The 23,377-nt window shown below is 65.8% G+C and carries 22 protein-coding genes; 14 read left to right on the top strand and 8 right to left on the bottom strand.

All coding sequences use genetic code 11. The features are described 5' to 3' along the window. Positions 1-77: 77 nt before the first annotated feature. The gene (locus AC3A4Z_RS14035) at positions 78-308 is read right to left on the bottom strand and encodes a hypothetical protein (protein WP_498712195.1); all 231 of its coding nucleotides are present in this window, start codon (positions 306-308) and stop codon (positions 78-80) included. Between the two features lie 285 nt (positions 309-593). Here AC3A4Z_RS14035 and AC3A4Z_RS14030 point away from each other — a divergent pair, with 285 nt between their 5' ends. Further along, positions 594-2,207, top strand: coding sequence for a peptide chain release factor 3 (locus tag AC3A4Z_RS14030; protein ID WP_498712193.1), 1,614 nt, complete (start codon positions 594-596; stop codon positions 2,205-2,207). Positions 2,208-2,212: 5 nt separating this feature from the next. Next, positions 2,213-3,457: a beta-ketoacyl-[acyl-carrier-protein] synthase family protein gene (locus tag AC3A4Z_RS14025; RefSeq protein WP_498712192.1), complete on the top strand. Its 1,245-nt coding sequence runs from the start codon at positions 2,213-2,215 to the stop codon at positions 3,455-3,457. A 101-nt stretch (positions 3,458-3,558) separates the two neighbouring features. Here AC3A4Z_RS14025 and AC3A4Z_RS14020 read toward each other — a convergent pair whose 3' ends face one another. From AC3A4Z_RS14020 to AC3A4Z_RS14000, 5 genes are all read right to left on the bottom strand, one after another. Next, positions 3,559-4,911, bottom strand: a complete 1,353-nt coding sequence (locus tag AC3A4Z_RS14020) for an MFS transporter (protein WP_498712190.1) — start codon at positions 4,909-4,911, stop codon at positions 3,559-3,561. Positions 4,912-5,051: 140 nt separating this feature from the next. Next, positions 5,052-6,380, bottom strand: a complete 1,329-nt coding sequence (locus AC3A4Z_RS14015; RefSeq protein ID WP_498712188.1) for an enolase C-terminal domain-like protein — start codon at positions 6,378-6,380, stop codon at positions 5,052-5,054. Then, on the bottom strand, positions 6,377-7,981 hold the full coding sequence (locus tag AC3A4Z_RS14010) for an aldehyde dehydrogenase (NADP(+)) (RefSeq protein ID WP_498712186.1): 1,605 nt from the start codon (positions 7,979-7,981) through the stop codon (positions 6,377-6,379). The genes AC3A4Z_RS14015 and AC3A4Z_RS14010 overlap by 4 nt, the downstream gene beginning before the upstream one ends. A 54-nt stretch (positions 7,982-8,035) precedes the next feature. Continuing rightward, positions 8,036-8,950, bottom strand: a complete 915-nt coding sequence (gene kdgD, locus AC3A4Z_RS14005; protein WP_498712184.1) for a 5-dehydro-4-deoxyglucarate dehydratase — start codon at positions 8,948-8,950, stop codon at positions 8,036-8,038. Positions 8,951-9,121: 171 nt separating this feature from the next. Next, a complete protein-coding gene (locus AC3A4Z_RS14000; protein ID WP_498712182.1) occupies positions 9,122-10,006 on the bottom strand; it encodes a LysR family transcriptional regulator in 885 nt (294 codons plus the stop codon). 146 nt (positions 10,007-10,152) lie between these two features. Here AC3A4Z_RS14000 and AC3A4Z_RS13995 point away from each other — a divergent pair, with 146 nt between their 5' ends. From AC3A4Z_RS13995 to AC3A4Z_RS13975, 5 genes are all read left to right on the top strand, one after another. Beyond that, positions 10,153-11,154: a Bug family tripartite tricarboxylate transporter substrate binding protein gene (locus AC3A4Z_RS13995; RefSeq protein WP_498712180.1), complete on the top strand. Its 1,002-nt coding sequence runs from the start codon at positions 10,153-10,155 to the stop codon at positions 11,152-11,154. 5 nt (positions 11,155-11,159) lie between these two features. After that, the gene (locus AC3A4Z_RS13990; protein ID WP_498712178.1) at positions 11,160-11,744 is read left to right on the top strand and encodes a tripartite tricarboxylate transporter TctB family protein; all 585 of its coding nucleotides are present in this window, start codon (positions 11,160-11,162) and stop codon (positions 11,742-11,744) included. A 9-nt stretch (positions 11,745-11,753) separates the two neighbouring features. Further along, positions 11,754-13,301, top strand: a complete 1,548-nt coding sequence (locus AC3A4Z_RS13985; RefSeq protein ID WP_498712176.1) for a tripartite tricarboxylate transporter permease — start codon at positions 11,754-11,756, stop codon at positions 13,299-13,301. Next, positions 13,298-13,702: a universal stress protein gene (locus tag AC3A4Z_RS13980; RefSeq protein ID WP_498712174.1), complete on the top strand. Its 405-nt coding sequence runs from the start codon at positions 13,298-13,300 to the stop codon at positions 13,700-13,702. The genes AC3A4Z_RS13985 and AC3A4Z_RS13980 overlap by 4 nt, the downstream gene beginning before the upstream one ends. A gap of 144 nt (positions 13,703-13,846) precedes the next feature. Further along, a complete protein-coding gene (locus AC3A4Z_RS13975) occupies positions 13,847-13,990 on the top strand; it encodes a hypothetical protein (protein ID WP_498712172.1) in 144 nt (47 codons plus the stop codon). Between the two features lie 55 nt (positions 13,991-14,045). Here AC3A4Z_RS13975 and AC3A4Z_RS13970 read toward each other — a convergent pair whose 3' ends face one another. Then, entirely contained in the window at positions 14,046-14,519 is a 474-nt protein-coding gene (locus AC3A4Z_RS13970) for an NUDIX hydrolase (RefSeq protein ID WP_498712170.1), read from the bottom strand. Between the two features lie 118 nt (positions 14,520-14,637). On the opposite strand from AC3A4Z_RS13970, the gene AC3A4Z_RS13965 reads away from it, so the two are divergent. Further along, positions 14,638-14,907, top strand: coding sequence for a hypothetical protein (locus AC3A4Z_RS13965; RefSeq protein ID WP_498712168.1), 270 nt, complete (start codon positions 14,638-14,640; stop codon positions 14,905-14,907). A 36-nt stretch (positions 14,908-14,943) separates the two neighbouring features. On the opposite strand, the gene radA is transcribed toward AC3A4Z_RS13965, so the two are convergent. Beyond that, positions 14,944-16,317, bottom strand: a complete 1,374-nt coding sequence (radA, locus tag AC3A4Z_RS13960; RefSeq protein WP_498712166.1) for a DNA repair protein RadA — start codon at positions 16,315-16,317, stop codon at positions 14,944-14,946. Positions 16,318-16,577: 260 nt separating this feature from the next. Between radA and AC3A4Z_RS13955 the strand changes: the two genes are divergently transcribed. The 6 genes from AC3A4Z_RS13955 to AC3A4Z_RS13930 are packed head-to-tail and all read left to right on the top strand — an operon-like array spanning position 16,578 to position 23,356. After that, entirely contained in the window at positions 16,578-17,837 is a 1,260-nt protein-coding gene (locus AC3A4Z_RS13955) for an ABC transporter substrate-binding protein (protein WP_498712414.1), read from the top strand. Positions 17,838-17,894: 57 nt separating this feature from the next. Continuing rightward, positions 17,895-18,899, top strand: a complete 1,005-nt coding sequence (locus tag AC3A4Z_RS13950; RefSeq protein WP_498712165.1) for a carbohydrate ABC transporter permease — start codon at positions 17,895-17,897, stop codon at positions 18,897-18,899. Beyond that, positions 18,896-19,816: a carbohydrate ABC transporter permease gene (locus tag AC3A4Z_RS13945; RefSeq protein WP_498712163.1), complete on the top strand. Its 921-nt coding sequence runs from the start codon at positions 18,896-18,898 to the stop codon at positions 19,814-19,816. Before AC3A4Z_RS13950 ends, AC3A4Z_RS13945 begins: the two co-directional genes overlap by 4 nt. After that, on the top strand, positions 19,817-21,259 hold the full coding sequence (locus AC3A4Z_RS13940) for a GH1 family beta-glucosidase (protein WP_498712161.1): 1,443 nt from the start codon (positions 19,817-19,819) through the stop codon (positions 21,257-21,259). Between the two features lie 46 nt (positions 21,260-21,305). Then, the gene (locus tag AC3A4Z_RS13935) at positions 21,306-22,322 is read left to right on the top strand and encodes a LacI family DNA-binding transcriptional regulator (protein WP_498712159.1); all 1,017 of its coding nucleotides are present in this window, start codon (positions 21,306-21,308) and stop codon (positions 22,320-22,322) included. Then, entirely contained in the window at positions 22,322-23,356 is a 1,035-nt protein-coding gene (locus AC3A4Z_RS13930; protein WP_498712157.1) for a Gfo/Idh/MocA family protein, read from the top strand. Before AC3A4Z_RS13935 ends, AC3A4Z_RS13930 begins: the two co-directional genes overlap by 1 nt. Positions 23,357-23,377: the final 21 nt, after the last annotated feature.

Raw genomic sequence — 23,377 nt, 5'->3', positions numbered from 1 at the left:
GGGCCGAAACCGCTATAGAAGCTCTGGGTCACAGAGAAAAATGAAGTGTCACTGGCACCAGAATACAGCGCTGTGCCTTAGCGGGTACGCTCGCGCACCATCCGCTCCAGGTCCCTGCTGACCTTCACCAGCGACGCAGCCCGGAGTGCCTTCTGCTCCGCGGCGGTCTGCGTCGCACGGCGCCGTGGCGTGGCGGCCGCACTGTCTTCGGATTCGCTCCCGTGTACACCCGTGGCACCACCTGGCGTCACCAGCCCCGTGGCCAGGGGATCGAAGAAGAGGTTGCCCGGGAAAGAGATACCGTGCACGGCCGGTCAGGACCTTTCCCTGCCGGACATGGAAGGACGGAGGGACGTGGAGGTTGCGCTGCAGGCATTGCTAAGCGTCATCATGCGGTCACGGTAGCGGGCACTCATTTCGCGGCTTTGAACTGTTGGTTTCGGCGGCGTTAAGCGGACCTCCGGCGATTTGCCGCGCTGCGATAAACTGGAACTTGGCTTTCCGCCAGTCCGTTTCCCGGCCGGGCCGCAGCGCTCCGGCGCGCAGTGCCCGAAAAGCGCCCGGGCAGTCCCACCCGCAGCGAAAGTAGCACCGTGTCCCAAGATGTCCTCACCCCCGCCCGGATCTCGGAGATTCACAAAGAGGCGGGCCGACGCAGGACCTTTGCTGTCATCTCCCACCCCGACGCCGGCAAGTCGACGCTGACCGAAGCCCTGGCCCTGCACGCCAAAGTGATCGGCACGGCGGGCGCCTCCAGCGGCAAGGCCAACCGCAAGGAAACCGTCTCCGACTGGATGCAAATGGAGAAGGACCGCGGCATCTCCATCAGCTCCGCCGCGCTGCAGTTCTCCTACCGGGACACCGTCATCAACCTCCTGGACACCCCCGGCCACGCAGACTTCTCCGAGGACACCTACCGGGTGCTCGCCGCCGTCGACTGCGCAGTGATGCTGGTGGACGCCGCCAAGGGCCTGGAAAACCAGACCATGAAGCTCTTCGAGGTCTGCAAGCAGCGCAACCTTCCCATCATCACCGTCATCAACAAATGGGACCGGCCGGGCCTGGACGCGCTCGCCCTGATGGATGAGATCACTGAGCGAACCGGCCTGCAGCCGATGCCCCTGACCTGGGCCGTGGGCATCTCCGGCGACTTCCGCGGCGTCTGGGACCTGCGCAATGACCGGTTCGCCCGCTTCCAGCGCAACAACGCCGGCGCCCAGATCGCCATCACCGAGTACTTCACCCCGGAAGAGGCGGCCGAAACCCAGGGCAGCAACTGGTCCGACGCCGTGGACGAGGCAGGCCTGGTCATCGAATCGAACCTTGAGTTCGACGTCGAGGCCTTCCATGCCGGCAAGGCCACCCCCATCCTGTTCAGCTCCGCCGCCCTCAACTTCGGCGTCAAGGAACTGCTGGACGCGCTGGTGGACTTCGCCCCGCCGGCTGCTCCCCGCCCGGACATCGAGGGCAACCCGCGGCCCGTTGAGTCCCCGTTCTCCGGCTTCGTCTTCAAGGTCCAGGCCGGCATGAACAAGGCCCACCGCGACCATGTGGCCTTCATCCGAGTCTGCTCCGGCGTATTCGAACGCGGCATGGTGGTCACCCAGACCCGCACCGGCAAGTCCTTCGCCACCAAGTACGCGCAGCAGGTGTTCGGCCGCGAACGCGAAGTCATCGACGAGGCCTACCCCGGGGACGTGGTGGGGCTGGTCAACGCTTCCTCCCTGCGCGTGGGCGACAGCCTGTTCCTCGAGGAACCGGTGGAATTCCCCGCCATCCCGCTGTTCGCTCCTGAGCACTTCCAGGTGGCGCGTTCCAAGGACCCCAGCAAGTTCAAGCAGTTCCGCCGCGGTATTGAACAACTCGAACATGAGGGCGTCATCCAGCTGCTCCGCTCTGACCTCCGCGGCGACCAGGCGCCGGTGCTTGCCGCCGTCGGCCCCATGCAGTTCGAGGTGGTGGAGGACCGCATGGCGCACGACTTCAGCGCGCCCATGCGGCTGGAACGCCTGCCCTACTCACTGGCCAGGATTTCGACGGCGGACGCCATGCCTGCGCTGGCCAACGTCGTTGGTGCGGAGGTGCTGCTGCGGTCCGACGGCGAGTATCTCGCCCTCTTCAATGACGTGTGGGCACTGCGCCGCATCGAAAAGAACCATCCCGACCTCACCCTGGTGCCCATCGGTACCCACAACCCGGCAAAGTAGGCACCGTGAACGCACTTCAACCCGGGGCAACCCAACCGCGCGCGCTCGTCACCGGCGTCGGCACCGTCAACCCGCTCGGCGCATCAGTGCACGAAACCTGGGCTGCCCTGGTGGCGGGCAGGTCCGGCATCGCAGCCCTGGAAGAGGAGTGGGCTGAACAGCTCCCCGTCAAGATGGCAGGACAGGTCACCGCCGACCTCAACGAGCACCTCAGCACGCGCGAGATGAAACGCATGGACCGCTGCGGGCAGCTGGCGCTCATCGCGGCGCGGGAAGCCTGGAAGCAGGCCGGGGCACCGGACGTTGATCCGGAGCGCTTCGCGGTGGTGATCGGCTCGGCCTACGGCGGACTGGGCTCCACCCTGGAACAGGACCGCACCCTTGCCGCATCGGGCCCCCGCAAGGTCTCTCCGCACACCCTGACCCGCCTGATGGTCAACGGTCCGGCGGCCTGGGTGTCCATCGACCTCGGCGCCCGCGGCGGCGCCCGGACGCCAGTCAGCGCCTGCGCCTCCGGGGCTGAGGCGATTGTCCAGGCAGCCGAGATGATCCGCTCCGGTGCTGCCGACGTCGTGATTGCCGGCGGCGTGGACGCCTCGGTCAACGACCTGGTGGTCACCGGATTCTCGCAGATCCGGGCGCTGTCCACGCGCAACGACGATCCCCAACGGGCTTCACGGCCGTTCGACGGCGGCCGGGACGGCTTTGTGCTCGCGGAGGGCGCCGGCGTGGTGGTGCTGGAGAGCGAAGAGCACGCGCGTGCCCGCGGTGCAGCGGTGCTGGGGGCAGTGGCCGGGGGAGCGGTAACTTCCGACGCCAACGACATCGTGGCCGCCGATCCCGCCATGCAGCGGCGCGTGATGCAGAAAGCCCTCGAATCTGCCGGCCTGAACGCGGAAGACATCGGCTTCGTGCACGCCCACGCCACCTCCACCCCGGTGGGCGACCGGCTTGAGGGCCAGGCCATCAACGCCGTCTTCGGCGCCGGCATCCCGGTGACTTCCACCAAGGGCCACACCGGCCACCTGCTGGGTGGCGCCGGTGCACTGGCCGCCGTTGTGGTGGTGGAAGCCCTGCGGACCGGAATGCTGCCGGGGACCCTCAACGTGGAGGCTTTGGACCCCGAAGTGGACCTTAACGTCGTCACCGAAGACGTCCGCCACCTCCAGCCGGGAACTCCCTCGGCCGGACTGGTGAACGCCTTCGGTTTCGGCGGGCACAGCGTTGCCCTGGTGATCACAGGCTCCTAGCGCTGGGGCCTGTTTGCGCCCGGGACGCCGGAACGGTGCGGTGACGCCCGAACGCTACAGCGTCCCGGCACTGTTCCGGCGATTGAGGCGCAATCTCCCACCTACGCCCGGCTGGGAACCGCCGTCTCTACGGTGCGGTCCCCGGCCTGGGCGGCCGGTTCCGTGTCGTTGCGCCGTTCCTTCAGGAAGTACACCAGCCCGGCGGCGATGGTGGACGCGGCGGCCAGGGCGAACAGGCCCGGGATGACGCTTCCGGTCTGCTCCTTGATGATGCCGAACCCGAACGGCGCCACGAACCCGCCCAGGTTTCCCAGCGAGTTGATGATGGCGATGGCCGGAGCCAGGACCAGCGGGTGCAGCCCGGACTGCGGGATGGTCCAGAACAGCGGCGAAGCGCTCTTGAAGCCCATGGCGGCGATGGCCAGGAACACCAGCGCCATCACCGGGGACGCGACGGCGGCGGCGAACGTGCCGATGGCGGCGACCAGGAGTGCGGCTACCAGCAGCGGCTTCTTGGATTTGGCCTTGTCCTGCAGCTTGGCCGCGAAGTACATCGCGAATACGGCGCAGATCCACGGAATCGAGGACAGGAAGCCGACGGTGAGGTCGGTGGTGCCGGGAATCTGCTTGATGATGCTGGGCAGCCAGAACGTGTTGGCATAGATGGACAGCTGTACCGAGAAGTAGATGCCGCACAGCAGCAGGATCTGCGGGTTCAGGAGCATCTTCCAGCGGTTGATCTTTCCGCCGTCGGCGGTGGCGTGCTGTGCGTCCTCGTCTGCGATGGCCTGGGACAGGGCGTCCTTTTCGGAAACAGTGAGCCATTTGGCGTCCCTGATTTTGGCGTCGAGGAGGAAGAACACGGTGATGCCCACAAGTACTGACAGGGCACCTTCGAAGCCGAAGAGCCATTGCCAGCCGCGCAGGCCCAGCGCGCCGTGGAGGCTGAGCAGCATCCCGGCGATGGGTCCGGAAATGGCCGCGGCGATGGATGAACCGGCGATGAAGATCGCGGTGGCCTTGCCGCGCTGCCCGGCGGGCACCCAGCGGGCGAAGTAGAAGATGACGGCCGGGAAGAAACCTGCTTCTGCGGCTCCGAGCAGGAAGCGCAGGACGTAGAACATCGTTTCGTTCTGCACGAACGCCATCAGGAAGGAAACGATGCCCCAGCTGACCATGATCCTCGCCAGCCACACTTTGGCGCCGTACTTTTCCATCATCACGTTGCTGGGAAGTTCAAAAATGGCGTAGGCGATGAAGAACAGGCCGGCGCCGAAACCGTAGGCGGCGGCACCAATGCCAACATCAGCCTGGAGGTGCTCTTGCGCGTAACCGATGTTGGAGCGGTTCAGCTGGTTGCATACCAGCATGACCAGCATGATGGGCAGCACGCGTTTGAAGAACTTTTTCGTGGCCGAGGCCACGTCCGCGACAGCGTTGTCCACAGACATCATTGAATGTTTCCTTTGGGGGTTTAGATAACGCAGGCCTGCTGCGGGCGCGGGGAGTAGTGGGGCCGATCACAGCGACCCCACTACTTTACCGGACAGCTGCCGCGGGCAGCTGCTTGGGGACAGCTGCCGGTGAACGGGGTCTAGCGGACGAGGCAGGGCCGCTTCGGATCGAAGGCCCAGCCGTCGATGTAGTACTGCATGCCGATGCTGTCGTCACGGGCATCGAGGCCGTGCTCCAGGTACAGCTGGTGGGCCTTGTCGAGAGCTTCGCGGTCCAGTTCGATGCCCAGGCCGGGGGCGTCCGGGACCTCGATGGCGCCGCCCTTGATCTGCAGCGGTTCCTTGGTGAGGCCCTGGCCATCCTGCCAGATCCAGTGGGTGTCCAGCGCCGTGATCTCGCCGGGGGCCGCGGCGCCGGTGTGGGTGAACATGGCCAGCGAGATGTCGAAATGGTTGTTCGAGTGCGAACCCCAGGTGAGGCCGAACTCGTGGCACATCTGGGCCACGCGGACTGAGCCGTGCATGGTCCAGAAGTGCGGGTCAGCCAGCGGGATGTCCACAGCGTTGGTGCGGATGGCGTGCGACATCTCGCGCCAGTCCGTGGCGATCATGTTGGTTGCCGTTTTCAGGCCGGTGGCCCGGCGGAACTCGGCCATGACCTCGCGGCCGGAGAACCGGCCCTCAGCACCGCACGGGTCCTCGGCGTACGCCACGACGCCCTGCATCCTCTTGCCAAGACGGATGGCTTCGTCCAGGAGCCAGCCGCCGTTGGGGTCCAGCGTCACGCGGGCCTCGGGGAAGCGTTTGGCCAGCGCCGTCACAACGTCCACTTCATCGTCGCCGGACAGCACGCCGCCCTTGAGCTTGAAGTCGCTGAAGCCGTAGCGCTCCTGCGCCGCTTCGGCCAGCGCGACGACGGCTTCCGGAGTCATTGCCTCCTGGCGCCTGAGCTTTTCCCAGCGGTCAGCCGGGGCGTCCTCCACGAGGTAGGGCAGGTCGGTGCGGGCGTGGTCGCCGACGAAGAAGAGGTAGCCGAGCATCGGCACTGAGCTGCGCTGCTGCCCGTCGCCGAGCAGTTCAGCAACGGGAATGCCGAGGAACTGGCCGTGCAGGTCCAGCAGTGCCGACTCCACGGCGGTCACGGCGTGGACCGTGGTGCGCAGGTCGAACGTCTGCAGGCCGCGGCCGCCGGCGTCGCGGTCGGCGAACTCGGCCGCCACTTCGCGCAGGAGCGAGCGGTAGCGGGCCACCGGCTGGCCCTTGATCAGCGCGCCGGCTTCCTCGATGGTGGTGCGGATCTTCTCGCCGCCGGGAACCTCCCCAAGGCCGGTCCGGCCGTCGGAGTCGGTGATGATGGCGATGTTGCGGGTGAAGAAGGGTCCGTGCGCGCCGCTGAGGTTCATCAGCATGCTGTCATGCCCGGCGACCGGCACTACTTCGACGGCGGCAATGGTGGGCTGGTTGCTCATGCGCCCACCTCTGCCTTTTCTGCGGCAGCCACTGTTTCGCCGTCGATGCGTCGGTTCAGGTGCCAGGGGTTGCCGTCCTGCAGGGCTTCCGGGAGGAGTTCCTGGGGGAGGTTCTGGTAGGCGACGGGGCGGAGGAACCTGTTGATGGCGAGGGTCCCCACCGAGGTCGTGCGGGAGTCGGAGGTGGCTGGGAAGGGGCCGCCGTGGACCATGGCGTGGCCTACCTCGACACCGGTGGGCCAGCCGTTGACGATGATGCGGCCCACCTTCTGTTCGAGGACGGGCAGGAGGCGTGCCGCCGTCGGGTAGTCCTCCTCAGTGAGCTGTAGCGAGGCCGTGAGCTGGCCTTCGATGCGGCGGGCCGCCGCGAGGAGGTCCTCCACTGAGCTGTAGCGGATCACCAGGGACGCCGCGCCGAAGATTTCCTCGTGCAGGACCTGGTTGGTGGTGAATTCGGTGACGCCGGTGCCGAAGATGGTGGGTGCGGGGGCGTTCTCGGTGGGGCCGGGGGTGCCCTGCCCGATGAGCTGGACACCGTCGGCGCCGCCGAGGTTTGCGGTGCCCGCATTCCAGGACCTGGCGATGCCTTCGGTAAGCATCGTCTGCCCTGCACAGGCGGAAACGGCGCGGCCGACGGCGGCTGCGAGTTTGTCCCCGGCCTCGCCTTCGGGGGCGAAGAGCAGGCCGGGGGAGGTGCAGAGCTGGCCGGAACTGCCGGTCACGGCGGTGACATACTGCTGCGCGAGGGCGTCGATGTCACCCTTGAGGGCACCTTCGAAGACGAAGACCGGGTTCAGTGAGGACATTTCCGCGTACACGGGAATGGGTTCGGGGCGGCCCGCGGCGGTGCGCATCAGGGCGACGCCGGCGGCCTGGGAGCCGGTGAACCCGACGGCCTTGATGGCGGGGTCGGCTACGAGGGCCTGGCCGATGCTGGCGCCCGGTCCGTAGACCAGGGAGAACACGCCCGGGTGCAGGCCTGCGTCCTGGACGGCCTTTGTGACGGCGTGGCCGACGAGTTCGCTGGTGCCCGGGTGGGCGTTGTGTGCCTTGAAGACCACGGGGCAGCCTGCGGCGAGGGCGGAGGCGGTGTCGCCGCCCGCGGTGGAGAATGCCAGTGGGAAGTTGCTGGCGCCGAACACGGCCACGGGGCCGAGTGGGATCTGGCGCTGGCGGATATCGGCCCGGGGCAGCGGGGTGCGGTCCGGGATGGCGGGGTCGATGCGGACGCCACGGAAGTCACCCTGCCGGACGACGGCGGCGAAGAGGCGCAGCTGGCCGGTGGTGCGGGCCCGTTCGCCTTGGAGGCGGGCAGCGGGCAGGCCGGTTTCCTTGCCGGCGCGGATGATGAGCTCGTCCCCAATGGCCTCGATGTTGTCCGCGATCGCTTCAAGGAAGCCGGCGTGGGTCTCGGGGTCAAGGGTGCTGAAGGACGGGAAGGCTTCGGCTGCTGCGGCGGTGGCTGACTTGAGCTGCTCTCCGGTGAGCAGCGTGTAGGTGGGCTCCAGCGCCTCGTTGGTGGCGGGGTTGAGGCCAAAAGTGGTCTTGCCATCGCCCGGAACGGGTTGCCCGGCAATAAGTGAGTGTCCTGTGAGGGTCACGGTGGTTCCTCCTAGTAAGGGTGGATCAGGAGTTGATTGGGCTTGAACGGAGGATCAGGAGACGCCGGCGATGAGGGCTTTGAGGTCTACGAGGTCCTGCTCGGCGAGATTCTGCAGCGGCGGGCGGACCGGTCCGGCGGAGCGGCCGATGGCATCCAGGCCGCCCTTGACGATGGACACCGAGTAGCCTTTCACGCGGTCGCGGATGTCCAGGTAAGGGATGACGAAGTCGTTGAGCTTCTTGTTGACCGCCACGCGGTCGTTGTTGCGCACGTCCTGGTAGAAGTCCAGGGCGAACTGCGGGACGAAGTTGTACATGGCGCTGGAGTAGGTGCTCATACCGAGCTGCAGCAGCGGCAGCGCGAAGGTTTCGGCGGTGGGGAGGCCGCCCAGGTAGAACAGGCGGTCGCCGAGCTTGGCGTAGACACGGGCATCGTGCTCAAGGTCGCCCACGCCGTCCTTGAAGCCGATGAGGTTTTCGTGCCGTCCGGCCAGGGTGGCAACCGTGGTGTCCTTGTAGATGGCGTTGGCCCGGTTGTAGATGATCACGCCAAGTGACGTGGCATTGCAGACTGCGCTGACGTGTTCGGTCAGGCCGGCCTGGTCGGCTTCGGTCAGGTACGGCGGCAGCAGGAGGATGCCTTCGGCGCCGGCGGCCTCGGCTGCCTTGGCGTTTTCGATGGCCTGTGCCGTTGACCCGCCGGCGGAAGCGAGGACCGGAACCTGGTTTCCAACTTCGTCGACTGCCGTGCGCACCACCCGCTCCGATTCGGCCGGTGTCAGCGAGAAGCCTTCACCGGTGCCGCCGGCAGCGAACAGGCCGGCTACCGGGAAGCTCGCCTGCCACGCCAGGTGCTTGCGGTAATTCTCCTCATCGAACTGCAGCTGCGAGTCGAATGAGGTGACAGGGAAGGACAGCAGGCCTTCCTTGAGGGTGTCCGCCAGTTCCTGGGGTGAGTACTTTGCCACGGTGTGGTCCTCCGGTGTGTGCGCCGCGGGCGGCGGGGTGATGATTCCTTTCCAGACTAGGAGCGTCGCTGATGCCTGTCTAAGTGCATTTTTGTATGTATTGATACCTTGCGGGCATGAATGGCGGGCCGTGGGGCCGGCGGCATGCTGGAGCCGCACGTCGCCCCGGCCTCACTCCATCGAGAACTCGAGATCCCGGAGGAGGCGCGCCAGGGCCGGGTTGGTGATCCGGCGGTTCCAGATGGCGTGCAGTTCCACCTGCTCGCTGCCACCGACCCCAAGCGGCAGGAATTCCACGCCCTTCACGCCCAGCAAAGTTGCGGAGTGCGGTACAAAGGCGAGTCCACGGTTTGCCGATACCAGCGACACCATGGTGAGGATCTGGCTGACGGTATGCACCACGTTTGTGTGGCGGATCGGCAGCATGCGCACCACCAGGTCGTAGAAGTACCGCGCCTGGGTGGCTGAGTGCATGATCAGGGGTTCGTCCTTGAAGTCCTCCGGAACGATGTCCCTTCCCAGCAGGGACAACGGGTGGCCCGTGGGGGTCGCGAGCACCAGGGACTCCCGGTACAGCAGGTGGGAATCGAAGGTTTCCCGGTCAAACGGCGGCCGGGCCAGCCCAAGGTCCAGCTCGCCGGTCAGCAGGCGGTTGATTTGATCGCCGGTCACCAGTTCCTGGAGGTCGATGTCCACGTCCGGGATGATTCCGGACAATTCCTCAAGCAGCGGTCCCAGGATGCTGAAGCCGCTGGCTGCCGTGAAGCCAATCCGCAGGACGCCCGAGCGCCCCGAAGCTATCCTCCGGGCCGTTATGGGCGCCCGTTCGGCGAGGGCTATCAGGCGCCGGGCCTCCTCCAGGAACGTCTGGCCGGCCGGCGTCAACTGGACTTTCCGGTTGTCTCGCTCCAGGAGTTCGGCGCCGATGGTCTTTTCCAGTTTCTGGATCTGCCGGCTGAGCGGCGGCTGGGTCATGTTCAGCCGCTCGGCCGCCCGCCCGAAATGCAGTTCCTCGGCAACGGCGATGAATCCGGCCAGCTGGTCGAAAGTAAACATGATGCCCTCCGGGTATCAAGCAATGCTGTTTTGGGCTTAGACAAGCATCATAGCGGCTCCCTACACTCGACACAGCGAAGCCGGGGTGACCCGCTTCACAGATCTTTCCGGGCGTTTCTGCCCTGATGTGCGAACTAGGAGTTCCAATGAAGCACTTCCCGTCCCGCCGCGCCGTTCTCGGAACGGCCTCGGCTTTTACCCTGCTGGCCCTGACCGCATGCGGCAACGTTGCCGGCGGCCCCGCCGACACGGCCAAATACCCCAGCGGACCCATCACCCTGACCGTGGGACAGGCTGCCGGCGGCAGCACCGACCTCATCGCCCGTGCGTTGGCCGAAGGAGCGTCCAAGACCCTCGGCCAGCCGATGCCGGTGGTTAACAAGCCCGGGGCCAACGGCGCCCTTGCCACCAAGGAAGTGGCAGGCAAACCGGCCGATGGCCAGGAACTGGTCCTGCTCACCGCGTCGCTGGTGACCATTACCCAGCTGGCCGTGAGCCAGGATGAAGCAGTAAAAATCGAAGATCTGGACATCATCGCCGGCCTCTCCCAGGACGACTACGTCCTCGTCGCAAGCGAGCAGTCCGGCTTCAAGAGCTTCAAGGACGTAACCGGCGCCGGCCGGAACGTCACCTTCGGCACCACCGGCGTGGGCACCGGCAGCCAGCTGGCCCAGACCGTCCTGTTCAAGCAGGCAAACGTCCAGGGCACCGACGTCCCCTTCGACAGCGGCAAGCCCGCCCTGACCGCCGTCCTGGGCAACCAGGTGGAACTGGCCACCATCCAGCTCGGCGAGGCAATGGCGCAGATCGAAGCCGGCAAGGTTTCGCCCCTGCTGGTCTTCTCCGAGGAACGCAACAGCTTCCTTCCCGACGTTCCGTCCGCCAAGGAAGCCGGCTATGACGTGCCGGTTGCCCAGTACCGCGCCGTGGCCGCCCCCAAGGGGACGCCGCAGGAAGTGAAGGACAAACTGCTCGCCGCGTTCCAGGAAACCTTCAAGTCCGAGGCCTACCAGGAGTTCAACAAGAAGAACCTGCTGACCCCGAAGGAGCTCTCGGGCGAAGAAGTTACCACGCAGTGGAAGGACTACGCCGCGAAGTACAAAGAGCTGGTTGAGAAGTACAGCATCAGCCTCGGCGGAAACAAGTAGCAGCCATGGAGCCAACTCCAGCAGTATCCGCCGGACGGGGCAGCTCGGCCGTCCCGTCCGGCGGGGAAGCACCCCGCGACGTGGTTGGGCAACTTGCTGACGACCTCACACCCGAGCAGCTGGCAGCCCAATGGGAGGAAGAAAAGCCTCCCGCAGCCGGCGCCCTTGCCAATGCAGCCTCCTCGCTTGTGGTGACCGCCGTCGGGATCGGTGCCGTGGTCCTCTCGATAGCCATGGGGCTTGGCACCCCGGACAAGCCACAGCCCGGGCTGTGGCCGTTCCTTATCAGCTGCGTTATGACAGCCCTCGGGCTCTTCCAGCTGATCGCCGGGCGCCACAACCGGGATGCCGAAAAGTTCACGCGGATGTCCACCGCGCCGCTGACCGGCCTGGTGACTCTCGGCGCAATGGTGGCGCTGATGCCGCTGATCGGTTTCGAGCTGCCGGCCCTGGTGCTGTGCATCATCTGGATGCGCTTCCTCGGCGGGGAAACCTGGCGCTCCACCCTCGTGGTCAGCGCGGGCGTTGTCATTGCCTTCTACGGCATCTTCGTGCTCGCGCTCCACACCTCCATACCCCACCTCTTCTAGGAGACCTGCGTGGATTTTCTGAATCCCGTTATCAACGGATTTGCGGTTGTCCTGGAGCCGACCAACCTCCTCTACTGCCTGATCGGCGTCGTAATCGGCATGCTGATTGGCGTCCTGCCCGGACTGGGGCCCGCGGCAACTATCGCCATCCTGCTTCCGCTCACCTACAACGTTGAACCCGTCACCGCCATCATCATGCTGGCCGGCATCTTCTACGGCGCGCAGTACGGCGGCACCATCACCTCAGTGCTGCTGAGGCTTCCCGGTGAAGCGTCGTCCGTGGTCACGGTCTTTGATGGCTACCAGATGGCCAAGCAGGGCCGGGCCGGCACCGCCCTCGGACTTGCATCCATCGGATCCTTCATCGGCGGAACGGCAGCCATTATCGGGCTGACCTTCCTCGCGCCTCTGGTTGCCAGCTTCGCCCTGGACTTTGGTCCACCCGAGTACACCGCCCTTGCGATGCTGGGCATCCTGCTGGTGGCCACCATCAGCAGCGGTTCGAAAGCGAAGGCCCTCATTGCGGCTGCCCTTGGCCTGCTGCTCGCCAGCGTGGGCCGGGACATCTTCACCGGCGAAAGCCGCTTCACGTTCGGCAGCCTCCAGCTCGCCGACGGCATCGACTTCGTGCCCATCGCAATGGGCATCTTCGGCCTCGGCGAGATCCTCTACAACCTGGAGGAACGGCACCGGGCCGCCAAGGCGCCGTCGAAGGTCACCAACGTCTGGCCCTCCCGCAAGGACCTCAAGCAGGCCTCCGGCGCCATCGGCCGCGGATCCGTGCTGGGTTTCTTCCTGGGAATCCTCCCCGGCGGCGGCGCCACGATCGCCTCCATGGCGTCCTACGCGATGGAAAAGAAGCGCGCCAAGCAGCCCGAGCGTTTCGGCAAGGGCGCCCCCGAAGGGGTAGCCGGACCGGAAACCGCCAACAACGCGGCAGCAACGTCGTCGTTCATCCCGCTGTTGACCCTCGGTATTCCAGCCAACGCCACCATGGCGCTGATGTTCGGTGCGCTGCTGATCCAGGGCGTCACCCCCGGCCCGCAGCTGGTGGAGCAGAACCCGGAGCTCTTCTGGGGCGTGGTGAACTCCATGTACATCGGCAACATCCTGCTGCTGATCATGAGCCTGCCGCTGGTGGGCATCTTCGTAAAGATCCTCCGCGTACGGGCCGCCATCCTTGCGCCCGTCACGGCCCTGATTACCCTCCTGGGTGCCTACACCATCAACAACAGCATGTTCGACGTGACGCTCGTAGTGGTCTTTGGCATCATCGGCTACCTCATGAAGAAGTTTGGCTTCGAACCGGGACCCCTGGTCCTGGCCTTCGTGCTCGGCGAGCTGCTCGAAAGCTCAATGCGCCGATCGCTGCTGGTCTTCGGCGGCGACCCCACAGGCTTCTTCGGCCGTCCCATCTCGGCCACGCTGCTGGTGGTTTTTGTCCTGGTGGCCGTGCTGCCGGGCATCCGCAGCCTGCTCGCCAAGCGTAAAGGCACGACGGCGCCAGCCGGCTCCGCCAACAACGGCACCACCCATAACATCAAGGAGAAGGTATGAGCATCATCGTCGGTTTTGTGCCCACCCCGGCCGGCGAGGCCGCCCTCGCAGCGGGAATCGCCGAGGCGAAGCTCCGGCAACAGGATCTGTTCATCGTGAACTCCGCGCGCCAGGGCGCCCTGGTGGACAAATCCGTTGCCACCGAGGACGTCCTGGCCCAGGCAGCACGGCGGGCTGCCGATGATGGAGTGAAGGCAACAGTCATCCAGCCGCCCTACCAGCACGACCTTGCCGACGAGTTCCTCGACGTTGCCCGGGAAGTGGATGCTTCGCTCATCGTCATCGGGCTGCGGCACCGCACCCAGGTGGGCAAGTTCATCCTCGGCAGCCACGCGCAGCAGATCCTGATGCAGGCGGACCGTCCCGTCCTGGCCGTCAAGGCCGACGGCGGCCACTTCTAGGAGCAGGGGGCTGTTATGTACAAACACCATCAGGTCCGCCGGGGAGCAGCGGCAGTGTCTGCTCGGGTGCCGGCGCCGGTGCCTGACTGGTCGAAGCTCTGCAGGAACGACCAAGTGGAGGTGCGCACGGCGGGTGGGGAAACCATGTCCGGCACCATCGACATGATCGCCGCCGACCGCAGCGTCTTTTGGATGATCCGGAACGACGGCGCCGGACGGACCATGCTCTGTTCGGGGGATGACGTCGCCGTCACCAAGATGCCGGTGCGGGAACAGGCCGCTGCCTGACCCGCCCGTCAAAGCATCTGCTCAGCAGGAGCGCCGCTTCCCAGGGACGGCGCTCCTACTGCTGTCCGGTGGTGTGTTCCACCAGCGCATCCAGCACGGGCAGTTGGCCTTTGACCAGCTTGAGCCGGGCCTCCTCCTCACTGAACCAGCGCGCGTCGTCGATTTCGGGATAATGCTGGATCCGGCCTGACCCCTTGGGCCATTCCAGCGGAAAGGTGTTGCTCTCAATCCGTTCAGGCCGGAAGTCCTGCTCCGCGGCGAAAACCGTGATGACCTTGCCGGAGGGCTGCCGGAACCTGCCGAGCTCCAGGTAATCCGCGGCCGGGGCCGGTGTGCCCATCTCCTCGGCAAACTCCCGGAGCGCCGCAGCGAGCGGGTCCTCGTCTTCGGTGTATTCGCCCTTGGGGATGGACCAGGCGTGGGCGTCCTTGTGGGCCCAGAATGGGCCGCCCATATGGGCAATCCACACTTCCAGGACAGCCGGATCCGGCCGCCTGAACAGCAGGATTCCTGCGCTGACAACCGGCATTGTGCCTCCGTATCGGGCTGGTTTTCTTGTGATGCGAAATCGCCGTCCGGTGTTAACCTGCAGTTCACGGCGCTGCTTTAGGTTAGCCCTTCAGGCACTTTGCTCGAAGGGACCACTCATGGCCAACATTGCTGAGGTTTTGGGACGGCTGACGCCGGAAGAACGTGAAGAGCTTCGCATCCTTGGTCCGCAGGGCCACCTGCCGCGCCACCTGGTGGACGCGCTGGACCGGGCGGCCGGGGGTGCCGGTTCCGGCCGCGGCTATTACGTGCCCAACGGAAACGTGAGCGCCACGGGAGGTCCGCTGCTGGTGCTGCGCAGCGACGTGTCCGGCTGGCTCCTCAACTCGCACTTGGACGACCCGGACCCCTTGCCAGAGCACTCCTGAATCTATGCAACAGGCGCGGCAATAAATCGGCAGGCGCTAGCCGATCAACAGGCTCAGGGCCTCGGTCAGGTGCTCCACTTCCCGGACCGAAAAACCGGCCGGGATCGGGCCAGGGCCGGCATGGCTTGCCGGTACCACTGCGTGCGTGAACCCGAGGCGGTGGGCTTCCTGGATGCGCTGGTTGATCCCCGGAACGGGCCGGACCTCTCCGGCCAGCCCCACTTCGCCGAAAGCTATCAGGCGGATGGGCAGCGGCTTGCGTGCCTTCGCTGACGCGACGGCGAGGGCAACCGCAAGGTCCGTGGCGGGCTCGCTGAGCTTCACTCCGCCCACGGTTGCAACGTAGGAATCGTCCTTGTGCAGCAGGGTTCCGGCCCGCTGCTGGAGGACGGCCAGCAGCATGGAAACCCGGGAGCTGTCCAGGCCGCTGGTGGCCCTCCGCGGCTGCGAGTTGGCGCTCTCAGCGAGCAGTGACTGCACTTCCGCCAGCAGCGGACGCCTGCCCTCCATGGTGACCGTGATGCAGGTGCCCGAGACGGGTTCCTTGGTGCGGCTGACAAACAGGCCACTGGGATCGGTGAGCCCTTCGATGCCGTTCTCGTTCAGGTCGAAGCAGCCCACGTCATCGGTGGGACCGTAGCGGTTCTTGACGGCGCGGAGCAGCCTTAGCCGCGAATGCCGTTCGCCCTCGAACTGGCACACCACATCCACCAGGTGCTCCAGCAGCCGGGGCCCTGCGATTGACCCGTCCTTGGTCACGTGCCCCACCAGGAGTGTGGTCATGTTCCGGCGCTTGGCGGCGGCGATGATGGACGCGGCCACCTCACGGACCTGGGAAACGCCGCCGGCGCTGCCATCGACGTCGGCACTGCTGAGGGTCTGCACCGAGTCCACGATCAGGAGCCGCGGCTCGATCTTCTCCACCTGGCCCAGCGCCTGGCCCAGGTCTGTTTCCGCCGAAAGGTATAGGGACTCCGCGACGGCGTCGATCCGCTCGGCGCGCAGCTTCACCTGCGCGGCGGACTCCTCGCCCGTCACGTACAGGACGTCCTGCGCCGTGCGGGCGAACTTCGCGGCCACATCCAGCAACAGGGTGGACTTTCCGACGCCGGGTTCCCCGGCGAGCAGGATCACCGCGCCCGGTACCAGGCCGCCGCCCAGCACGCGGTCCAGCTCATCGACGCCTGTGGGCAGGAAAGCAGCCGTGGTGGCGTCCACCTCGGCAATCCGGCGGGCCGGTTCAAGAACAGTAGTGGCCGCCGTCGTACGCGCCACGGCGGCTCCCGTTTCCTCAACGGTGCCCCACGCCTGGCACTCGCCGCACCGGCCCACCCACTTGACTGTGGTCCAGCCGCATTCAGCGCATTTGTACGCGGGGGCCTTGGACGCCCGGGAAGTCTTTGTAGCCATGGGGTCCACCCTAGCGGCGGGCCCCGACATTCCCCCTGCCTCGCGCCGGCGCGGGCCCGGCGCGGCACTGCAGGGGAAGCCTCCCGCCCGCCGGCCTCCTGAGAGAGCGCTCTCTTGACAGTGATCTGCGCCACCCCTACAGTTGAGGAACTTGCCAGAGAGCGCTCTCTCAGCGTCGGTAGATCCCCCACAAAGGAGTGACCTTGAAATTCGCACGACATACTGCGGCCGCCATCGCGGGCGCAGCGGCCCTGGCCCTGATGGCCTCCGGCTGCAGCAGCAGCAGCAAAGAACAGGCAGCAAGCGCAGACAACCCCGTGGAGCTCACGGTCACCACTTTCGGAACCTTCGGCTATGACGATCTCTACGGTGAATACGAGCAGGCCAACCCCGGAGTCAAGATCAAAGCCACAAACATCGACCGCGGAGCCAACGCCCGCACCGATGCGTTCACGAAACTCGCTGCAGGCTCAGGCCTCAGCGACGTGGTGGCCATCGAGGAAGGCTGGCTGGGATCCATCATGGAAGTTTCGGACCAGTTCGTGGACCTGAACGAGCACGGGGCAGCGGACATCAAGGACAACTGGGTGGACTGGAAGTTCAAGCAGGGCACCGATCCGGACGGCCGCGTCATTGGATACGGGACAGACATCGGACCGCAGGGCCTTTGCTACAACGGCAAACTCTTTGAGGCTGCCGGCCTTCCGAAGGACCGCGAATCGGTAGCGAAGCTGTTCGGCGGGGAGGACGCCACCTGGGAGACCTACTTCAAGCTCGGCGAGCAGTACAAGGCAGCCACCGGCAAGGCCTGGTACGACCAGTCCGGCTTCGTCTGGAACTCGATGGTCAACCAGATGGAAGAGGGCTACTACACCAAGGACGGGGAGCTGAACGTCGACGGCAACGCAGAGATGAAAGCCAAACTCGAACTGCTGGCGGCCGGAACCGCGGCCGGATTGTCCGCCAACCAAACACAGTGGGACTGGGGCAACGGCAAGGCATTCACTGACGGCTCCTTCGCCACGTTCGTCTGCCCCGGCTGGATGCTCGGCACCATCAAGGGCCAGCTTGAATCAGCGGGCGGCGGCGCGGACAGCGGCTGGGACTTCGCCGACGTCTTCCCCGGCGGGGCCTCCAACTGGGGAGGTGCCTTCCTTTCAGTGCCCAAGACCTCCGAGCATCCCGCGGAAGCTGCCAAGCTTGCAGCCTGGCTCACCGCCCCTGAGCAGCAGGTGAAGCAGTCGGCCGCGGCCAACAACTTCCCCAGCACACTGAAGGCACAGGAGAAGCTCGTAGCGGACGCCACCCCCAATGTGCTGTTCAACAATGCCCCCACCGGCGTTATCCTCGCCAACCGCGCCAAGGGAGTGGTGGCCCAGTTCAAGGGACCGGACGATTCCGTCATCCAGGAGAACGTGTTCGGGCCCGCCATGAAAATGCTCGACGGCGGGACGGCCGACGCTGACAAGGCCTGGTCCGAAGCGCTGGCCCTCCTCAACGACCTGGTCGTAAACAACTAGCACCACCCGCTGCGGGGCCTTCCGGAAGGGAGGCCCCCCGATGGAGGGCAAGAGCCCATGACAACCACCCTGAACCGGGCCGCCAAACCCGCGGCCATCAAACCGAAACCCACCTGGAAGCAGCGGCTGAGCGTCTTCGACGTCAAAGCATCGCCCTACCTGTACGTCGCACCGTTCTTTATCCTCTTCGCCCTCGTGGGACTCTTTCCGCTGGTCTACACCTTCGTGGTGAGCCTCTTCGACTGGCACCTGCTCAAGGGCCGGGGCGACTTCGTGGGGCTGCAGAACTTCGCGGAAGTCCTGCAGGACCGCTTCTTCTGGAACTCCCTGTTCAACACGGTGAGCATCTTCCTGCTCTCCGCCATCCCGCAGCTCGCCGTTGCCCTCTTCCTGGCCGCCATACTTGACCAGAACCTTCGGGCCAGGACGTTCTGGCGGATGAGCGTCCTGCTGCCCTACGTCGTGACGCCGGTGGCAGTGGCCATGATCTTCACCAACATGTTCGGTGAGCAGTACGGCCTGATCAACAATGTCCTGGGCAACTTCGGCCTGGACCCGGTGATGTGGAAAAGCGAAACGCTGCCCAGCCACATCGCCATCGCCACCATGGTGAACTGGCGCTGGACCGGCTACAACGCGCTGATCCTGCTCGCAGCAATGCAGGCCGTACCCCGCGACCTCTACGAATCCGCCGCGCTGGACGGAGCCGGAGCCATGCGCCGGTTCTTCAGCATCACCCTGCCGAGCATCCGTCCCACCATGGTGTTTGTGGTCATCACGTCCACCATCGGCGGCCTGCAGATCTTCACCGAGCCGCGCCTGTTCGATCCCGCCACCGCCGGCGGCTCCCAGCGGCAATTCCAGACCACCGTGCTGTACCTCTGGGAAATGGCCTTCCAGCGCCAGAACTTCGGCAAGGCATCCACCATCGCCTGGCTCCTTTTCCTGATCATCGTGCTGTTCGGTCTGGTCAACTACCTCATCTCCCGGCGCATCGCCACCGCAGACCCCGCCAAACCCTCCCGGGCCGCCCGGAGACGCGCCGAAAGGACCACACGATGAGCACCATCGAAGGGGCAGCCCCCGCACCTGCTGAATCCCGCACCTCCTCGAGCCCTGCGACCGGCCCGTCCACAACGCTCCGGAAGCGCTTCTTCGGCTCCGGGGAAAAGCCCGGGTTCCTGACGTACGGCCTCCTCCTGGTGTTCCTGCTGTCCTCGGCCTACCCCCTGTGGTGGTCCGCCGTGATCGGCAGCCGGTCCAACGAGGCCCTTGGTGAGACCTGGCCGCCACTGCTCCCGGGCGGAAACTTCTGGACCAACGTGGGCGAAGTCTTCGACACGATTCCCTTCTGGCTCGCACTGGGCAACAGCGTGCTGATTTCCTGCATCATCACCGTTTCGGTGGTGGGCTTCTCAACCCTGGCCGGCTACGCGTTCGCCAAGCTCCGCTTCCGGGGCCGGGACGGGCTCATGCTGATGGTGGTGGCCACCATGGCCATCCCCACCCAGCTCGGGATCATCCCGCTGTTTATGGTGATGCGCACCCTGGGCTGGACCGGCGAAATCGGGGCCGTGGTGGTGCCCACCCTGGTGACCGCGTTCGGCGTCTTCTTTATGCGGCAGTACCTGGTGGACGTCATCCCGGACGAACTGATCGAGTCCGCCAGGATGGACGGTGCCAGCATGATTTCAACCTTCCGGCACGTCGCCATCCCGGCCGCGCGGCCCGCCATGGCCATCCTGGGCCTCTTCACCTTTATGACCGCCTGGACTGATTTTCTTTGGCCCCTGCTGGTGCTCGACGCCGGCAACCCCACCTTGCAGACGGCGCTCAGCCAGCTGCAGTCGGCCCGCTACGTGGACTACTCCGTGGTCCTCGCCGGCGCGGTTCTGGCAACCCTCCCGCTGCTGGTGCTGTTCGTACTCGCAGGAAAACAACTCATCTCAGGAATCATGCAAGGAGCAGTGAAGGGCTGAATGCAGCACTCAACGTATAAGCGGCAATGGCCCGAGGGCTTCCTCTGGGGATCGGCGACGGCGGCCGCCCAGGTAGAAGGCGCCGGCCACGAAGGCGGCAAGGAAGATTCCATTTGGGACCACTTCGCCCGGATCCCCGGTGCCATCGCCAACGGTGACAACCTTGAGCAGGCAGTGGACCACTATCACCGGATGCCCCAGGACGTCCGGCTGATGAAGGAACTGGGACTGGATTCCTACCGGTTCTCCACCAGCTGGGCGCGGGTCCGCCCCGGAGGCAGGACCGCGAACCGCGAGGGATTGGACTTCTACTCCCGGCTTGTGGATGAGCTGCTCGAAGCAGGCATCCTGCCGTGGCTCACCCTCTACCACTGGGACCTGCCCCAAGCACTTGAGGAGAAGGGCGGCTGGGTGAACCGGGACACGGCGTACCGGTTCGTGGAGTATGCCGACGACGTGTACTCGGCGCTCGGGGACAGGGTCCGCCACTGGACCACGTTCAATGAACCCTTCTGTTCGTCACTGCTGGGCTACGGGGCGGGGGTCCACGCGCCCGGCCGCCAGGAGCCCGCGGCCGCCGTCGCCGCCGTCCATCACCAGCACCTGGCCCACGGACTGGCGGTCAATGCGCTGCGAAGCCGTGGAGCGGAGCAGTTGGGCATCACCCTCAATCTGAGCAATTCGATTCCGCGGGACAGCCAGGACCCGGTGGACCTCGACGCCGCCCGCCGGTTCGACTCCCTGCAGAACAGGATCTTCCTTGACCCCATCCTGCGGGGAAGCTACCCGGAGGATTCATTGCGGGACCTGGCACCCTTTGGCCTGCAGGACCTGATCCGTCCGGGCGACCTCGAAATCATCAGCGCGCCCCTGGACTTCCTGGGCGTGAACCACTACCACGATGACCTCATCAGCGGACACCCCGACGCCGCCGGAAGCGACGGCCACTCCGGCGGCGCCGAACGTCCCACCGCCTCACCCTGGATCGGCTCCGAGGACATCGCGTTCCCCAGCAGGGGGCTGCCGAGGACAGCGATGGGCTGGGAAGTGAACCCGGAGGGCCTGGGCACCCTGCTGGTCCGGCTGGGCGAGGAGTATCCGTCCCTGCCGCCGCTCTACATCACCGAAAACGGTGCCGCCTACGAGGACACGCTGGACGCCGACGGCGCCGTGCACGACGAGGAGCGGACCCGCTTCATCCTGGACCATGTGGCCGCCGTCGGTGAAGCCATAGACCAGGGCGCGGACGTCCGCGGCTACTTCGTCTGGTCACTGCTGGACAACTTCGAATGGTCGTGGGGCTACGGAAAACGGTTCGGGATCGTCCGCGTGGATTACGGCAGCTTCGAACGCACGGTCAAGGACAGCGGAAAGGCCTACGCCGAACTGATCGCTGCGGCGAAGCGGAACATTCCACGCCCCGCCATGTCCCTGCCCGCCTAAACTGAAATCCCCGGCCCAGTGCCAGCTAGATCACGGAGCGAACATTGTGAAGCAAGACCCCAGCGCAAGCAGGCCGGCGCCCACCCTTGAAATGGTGGCGGCGCTGGCCGGCGTTTCCCGCGCCACCGTCTCGCGGGTGGTGAATGACGTGCCGAGCGTGGATGAGGACATCGCCGCCAAGGTGCGGCAGGCCATTCTCGCCGTGAACTACACCCCCAACCGGGCTGCCCGTACCCTGGCCAGCAGGCGGCCCAACTCGGTGACCCTTATCGTGCCGGAGTCCACGTCCAAGGTGTTCGCGGATCCGTTCTTCGCATCGGTGGTGCAGGGCGTGGCCCTGTACCTGGCGGACACGGACTACACCCTGAACATGGTGATCGCCTCCGAGGCCAAGCCGGAAAAGACCCGGGCTTTCCTGCTCGGGGGCAGCGTGGCAGGTGCCCTGGTGGTGTCCCACCATGCCGGGGACACGTCCTGGACCCACCTGGGCGACTACATCCCGATGGTGTTCGCAGGCCGGCCCCTGCGCGAAAGCGGCAGCTACTACGTGGATGTTGATAATGAGGCAGCAGCCGCAGGGGCAACCCGGCTGCTGATCGAACGGGGACGGCGCAACATCGCCACTATCGCCGGCCCCCAGGACATGCCGCCGGGCATCGACCGGGTCAACGGCTGGCGAAAAGCCATGGCGGAAGCCGGACTGGATGATTCCATGGTGGAGTACGGGGACTTCACCCATGCCTCGGGAGCCAAAGCTATGCGGCGTTTGCTGGGCAGCGGGCGGCCGGTGGACGGCCTGTTCGTCGCCAACGACCAGATGGCGGCCGGTGCCTACAGCGTGCTGCAGGAACGCGGGCTCCGGATACCCGAGGACGTTGCCGTGGTGGGGTTCGACGACGATTCGTTCGCTGTTTCCGTGGATCCGCAGCTCACCACGGTGCATCACCCGATTATCGATATGGGAAAGAAAATGGCCGAAATCCTGGTGAATCTGATCGAGGGCAAGGACCCCGACCGGGTCACACAGATTCCCACATCACTCGTAGTCCGCGGGTCCGCCTGATGCCCAGCGCGGAGGATGGTTCCACGCAGGATGTGCGCCCCCTGCGGTGGGGTGTTGTGGCTACCGGCAGGATTGCCCACCGCGTAACCCTCGACCTGGCGCGCCTTGAGGATGCTGCGCTGTACGCAGTGAGTTCGCGGAGTGCCGGTTCTGCCCGCGGCTTCGCGGAAGCGCATGGTTTTGAAACCAGCTACTACGACACTGCCGCCGCAACCGGTTACAAGCACCTGTTCGCCGACCCGCTGGTGGACGTGGTGTACGTGGCCACGCCGCACGCCCAGCACTTCGAAGTTGCCCGTGCGGCCCTCGACGCCGGCAAGCATGTCCTGTGCGAAAAGCCGCTCACCATCAACGCCCGGGAGGCCCGGGAGCTGACCCGGCTGGCGGGGGATCGGGGACTTTTCCTGATGGAGGCGGTGTGGACCCGCTTCCTGCCGGCTACCCGCCGCGCCCTCGAGCTGGCCGGCAACGGTGCGATCGGCACGGTCCGCTGGGTCCAGGCGGACCTGGGCTTTCCGGCCGTCTACGACCCCGAGGACAGGCTGTGGGATCCGGCTGCCGGCGGCGGCGCCCTCCTGGACCTCGCGGTCTACCCGTTGACCTGGGCCGTGGCTGCCTTCGGGTACCCCACCCGGCTTACGGCCACAGGCCACCTGAACCAGGACGGCGTGGACGTGCAGAATGCGCTCACTCTCGAATATCCCGAAGGTGCCGCAGCGCAGCTGACCTCCTCACTCTCGTCTGCCGGCCCGAGCATGGCAACACTGAGCGGGACCGCCGGCTGGATCAGGACCGGTTCCCCGCTGTACAGCCCCAAGAGCCTGGAAATCTGCGGCCTGGAGGGCCGCATCCGGGTGGAGGAATTTCCAGAGGAGACCGAGGGCTTCATCCACGAACTGCGGGAAACCGCACGTTGCATCCGCGCCGGTCTCCAGGAGAGCCCGCTGATGCCTTGGGCCGAAACCGTGCAGATGATGCAGCTGCTCGACGAAGCACGGCAGCAACTGGGGCTGCAGTACCCCAACGACGTTTAGTTCCGACGAGCTCACCACCGG

The sequence above is a fragment of the Arthrobacter sp. Soil_C_49 genome, assembly GCF_057656635.1.
This window is presented reverse-complemented; position numbering and strand designations above follow the sequence as displayed.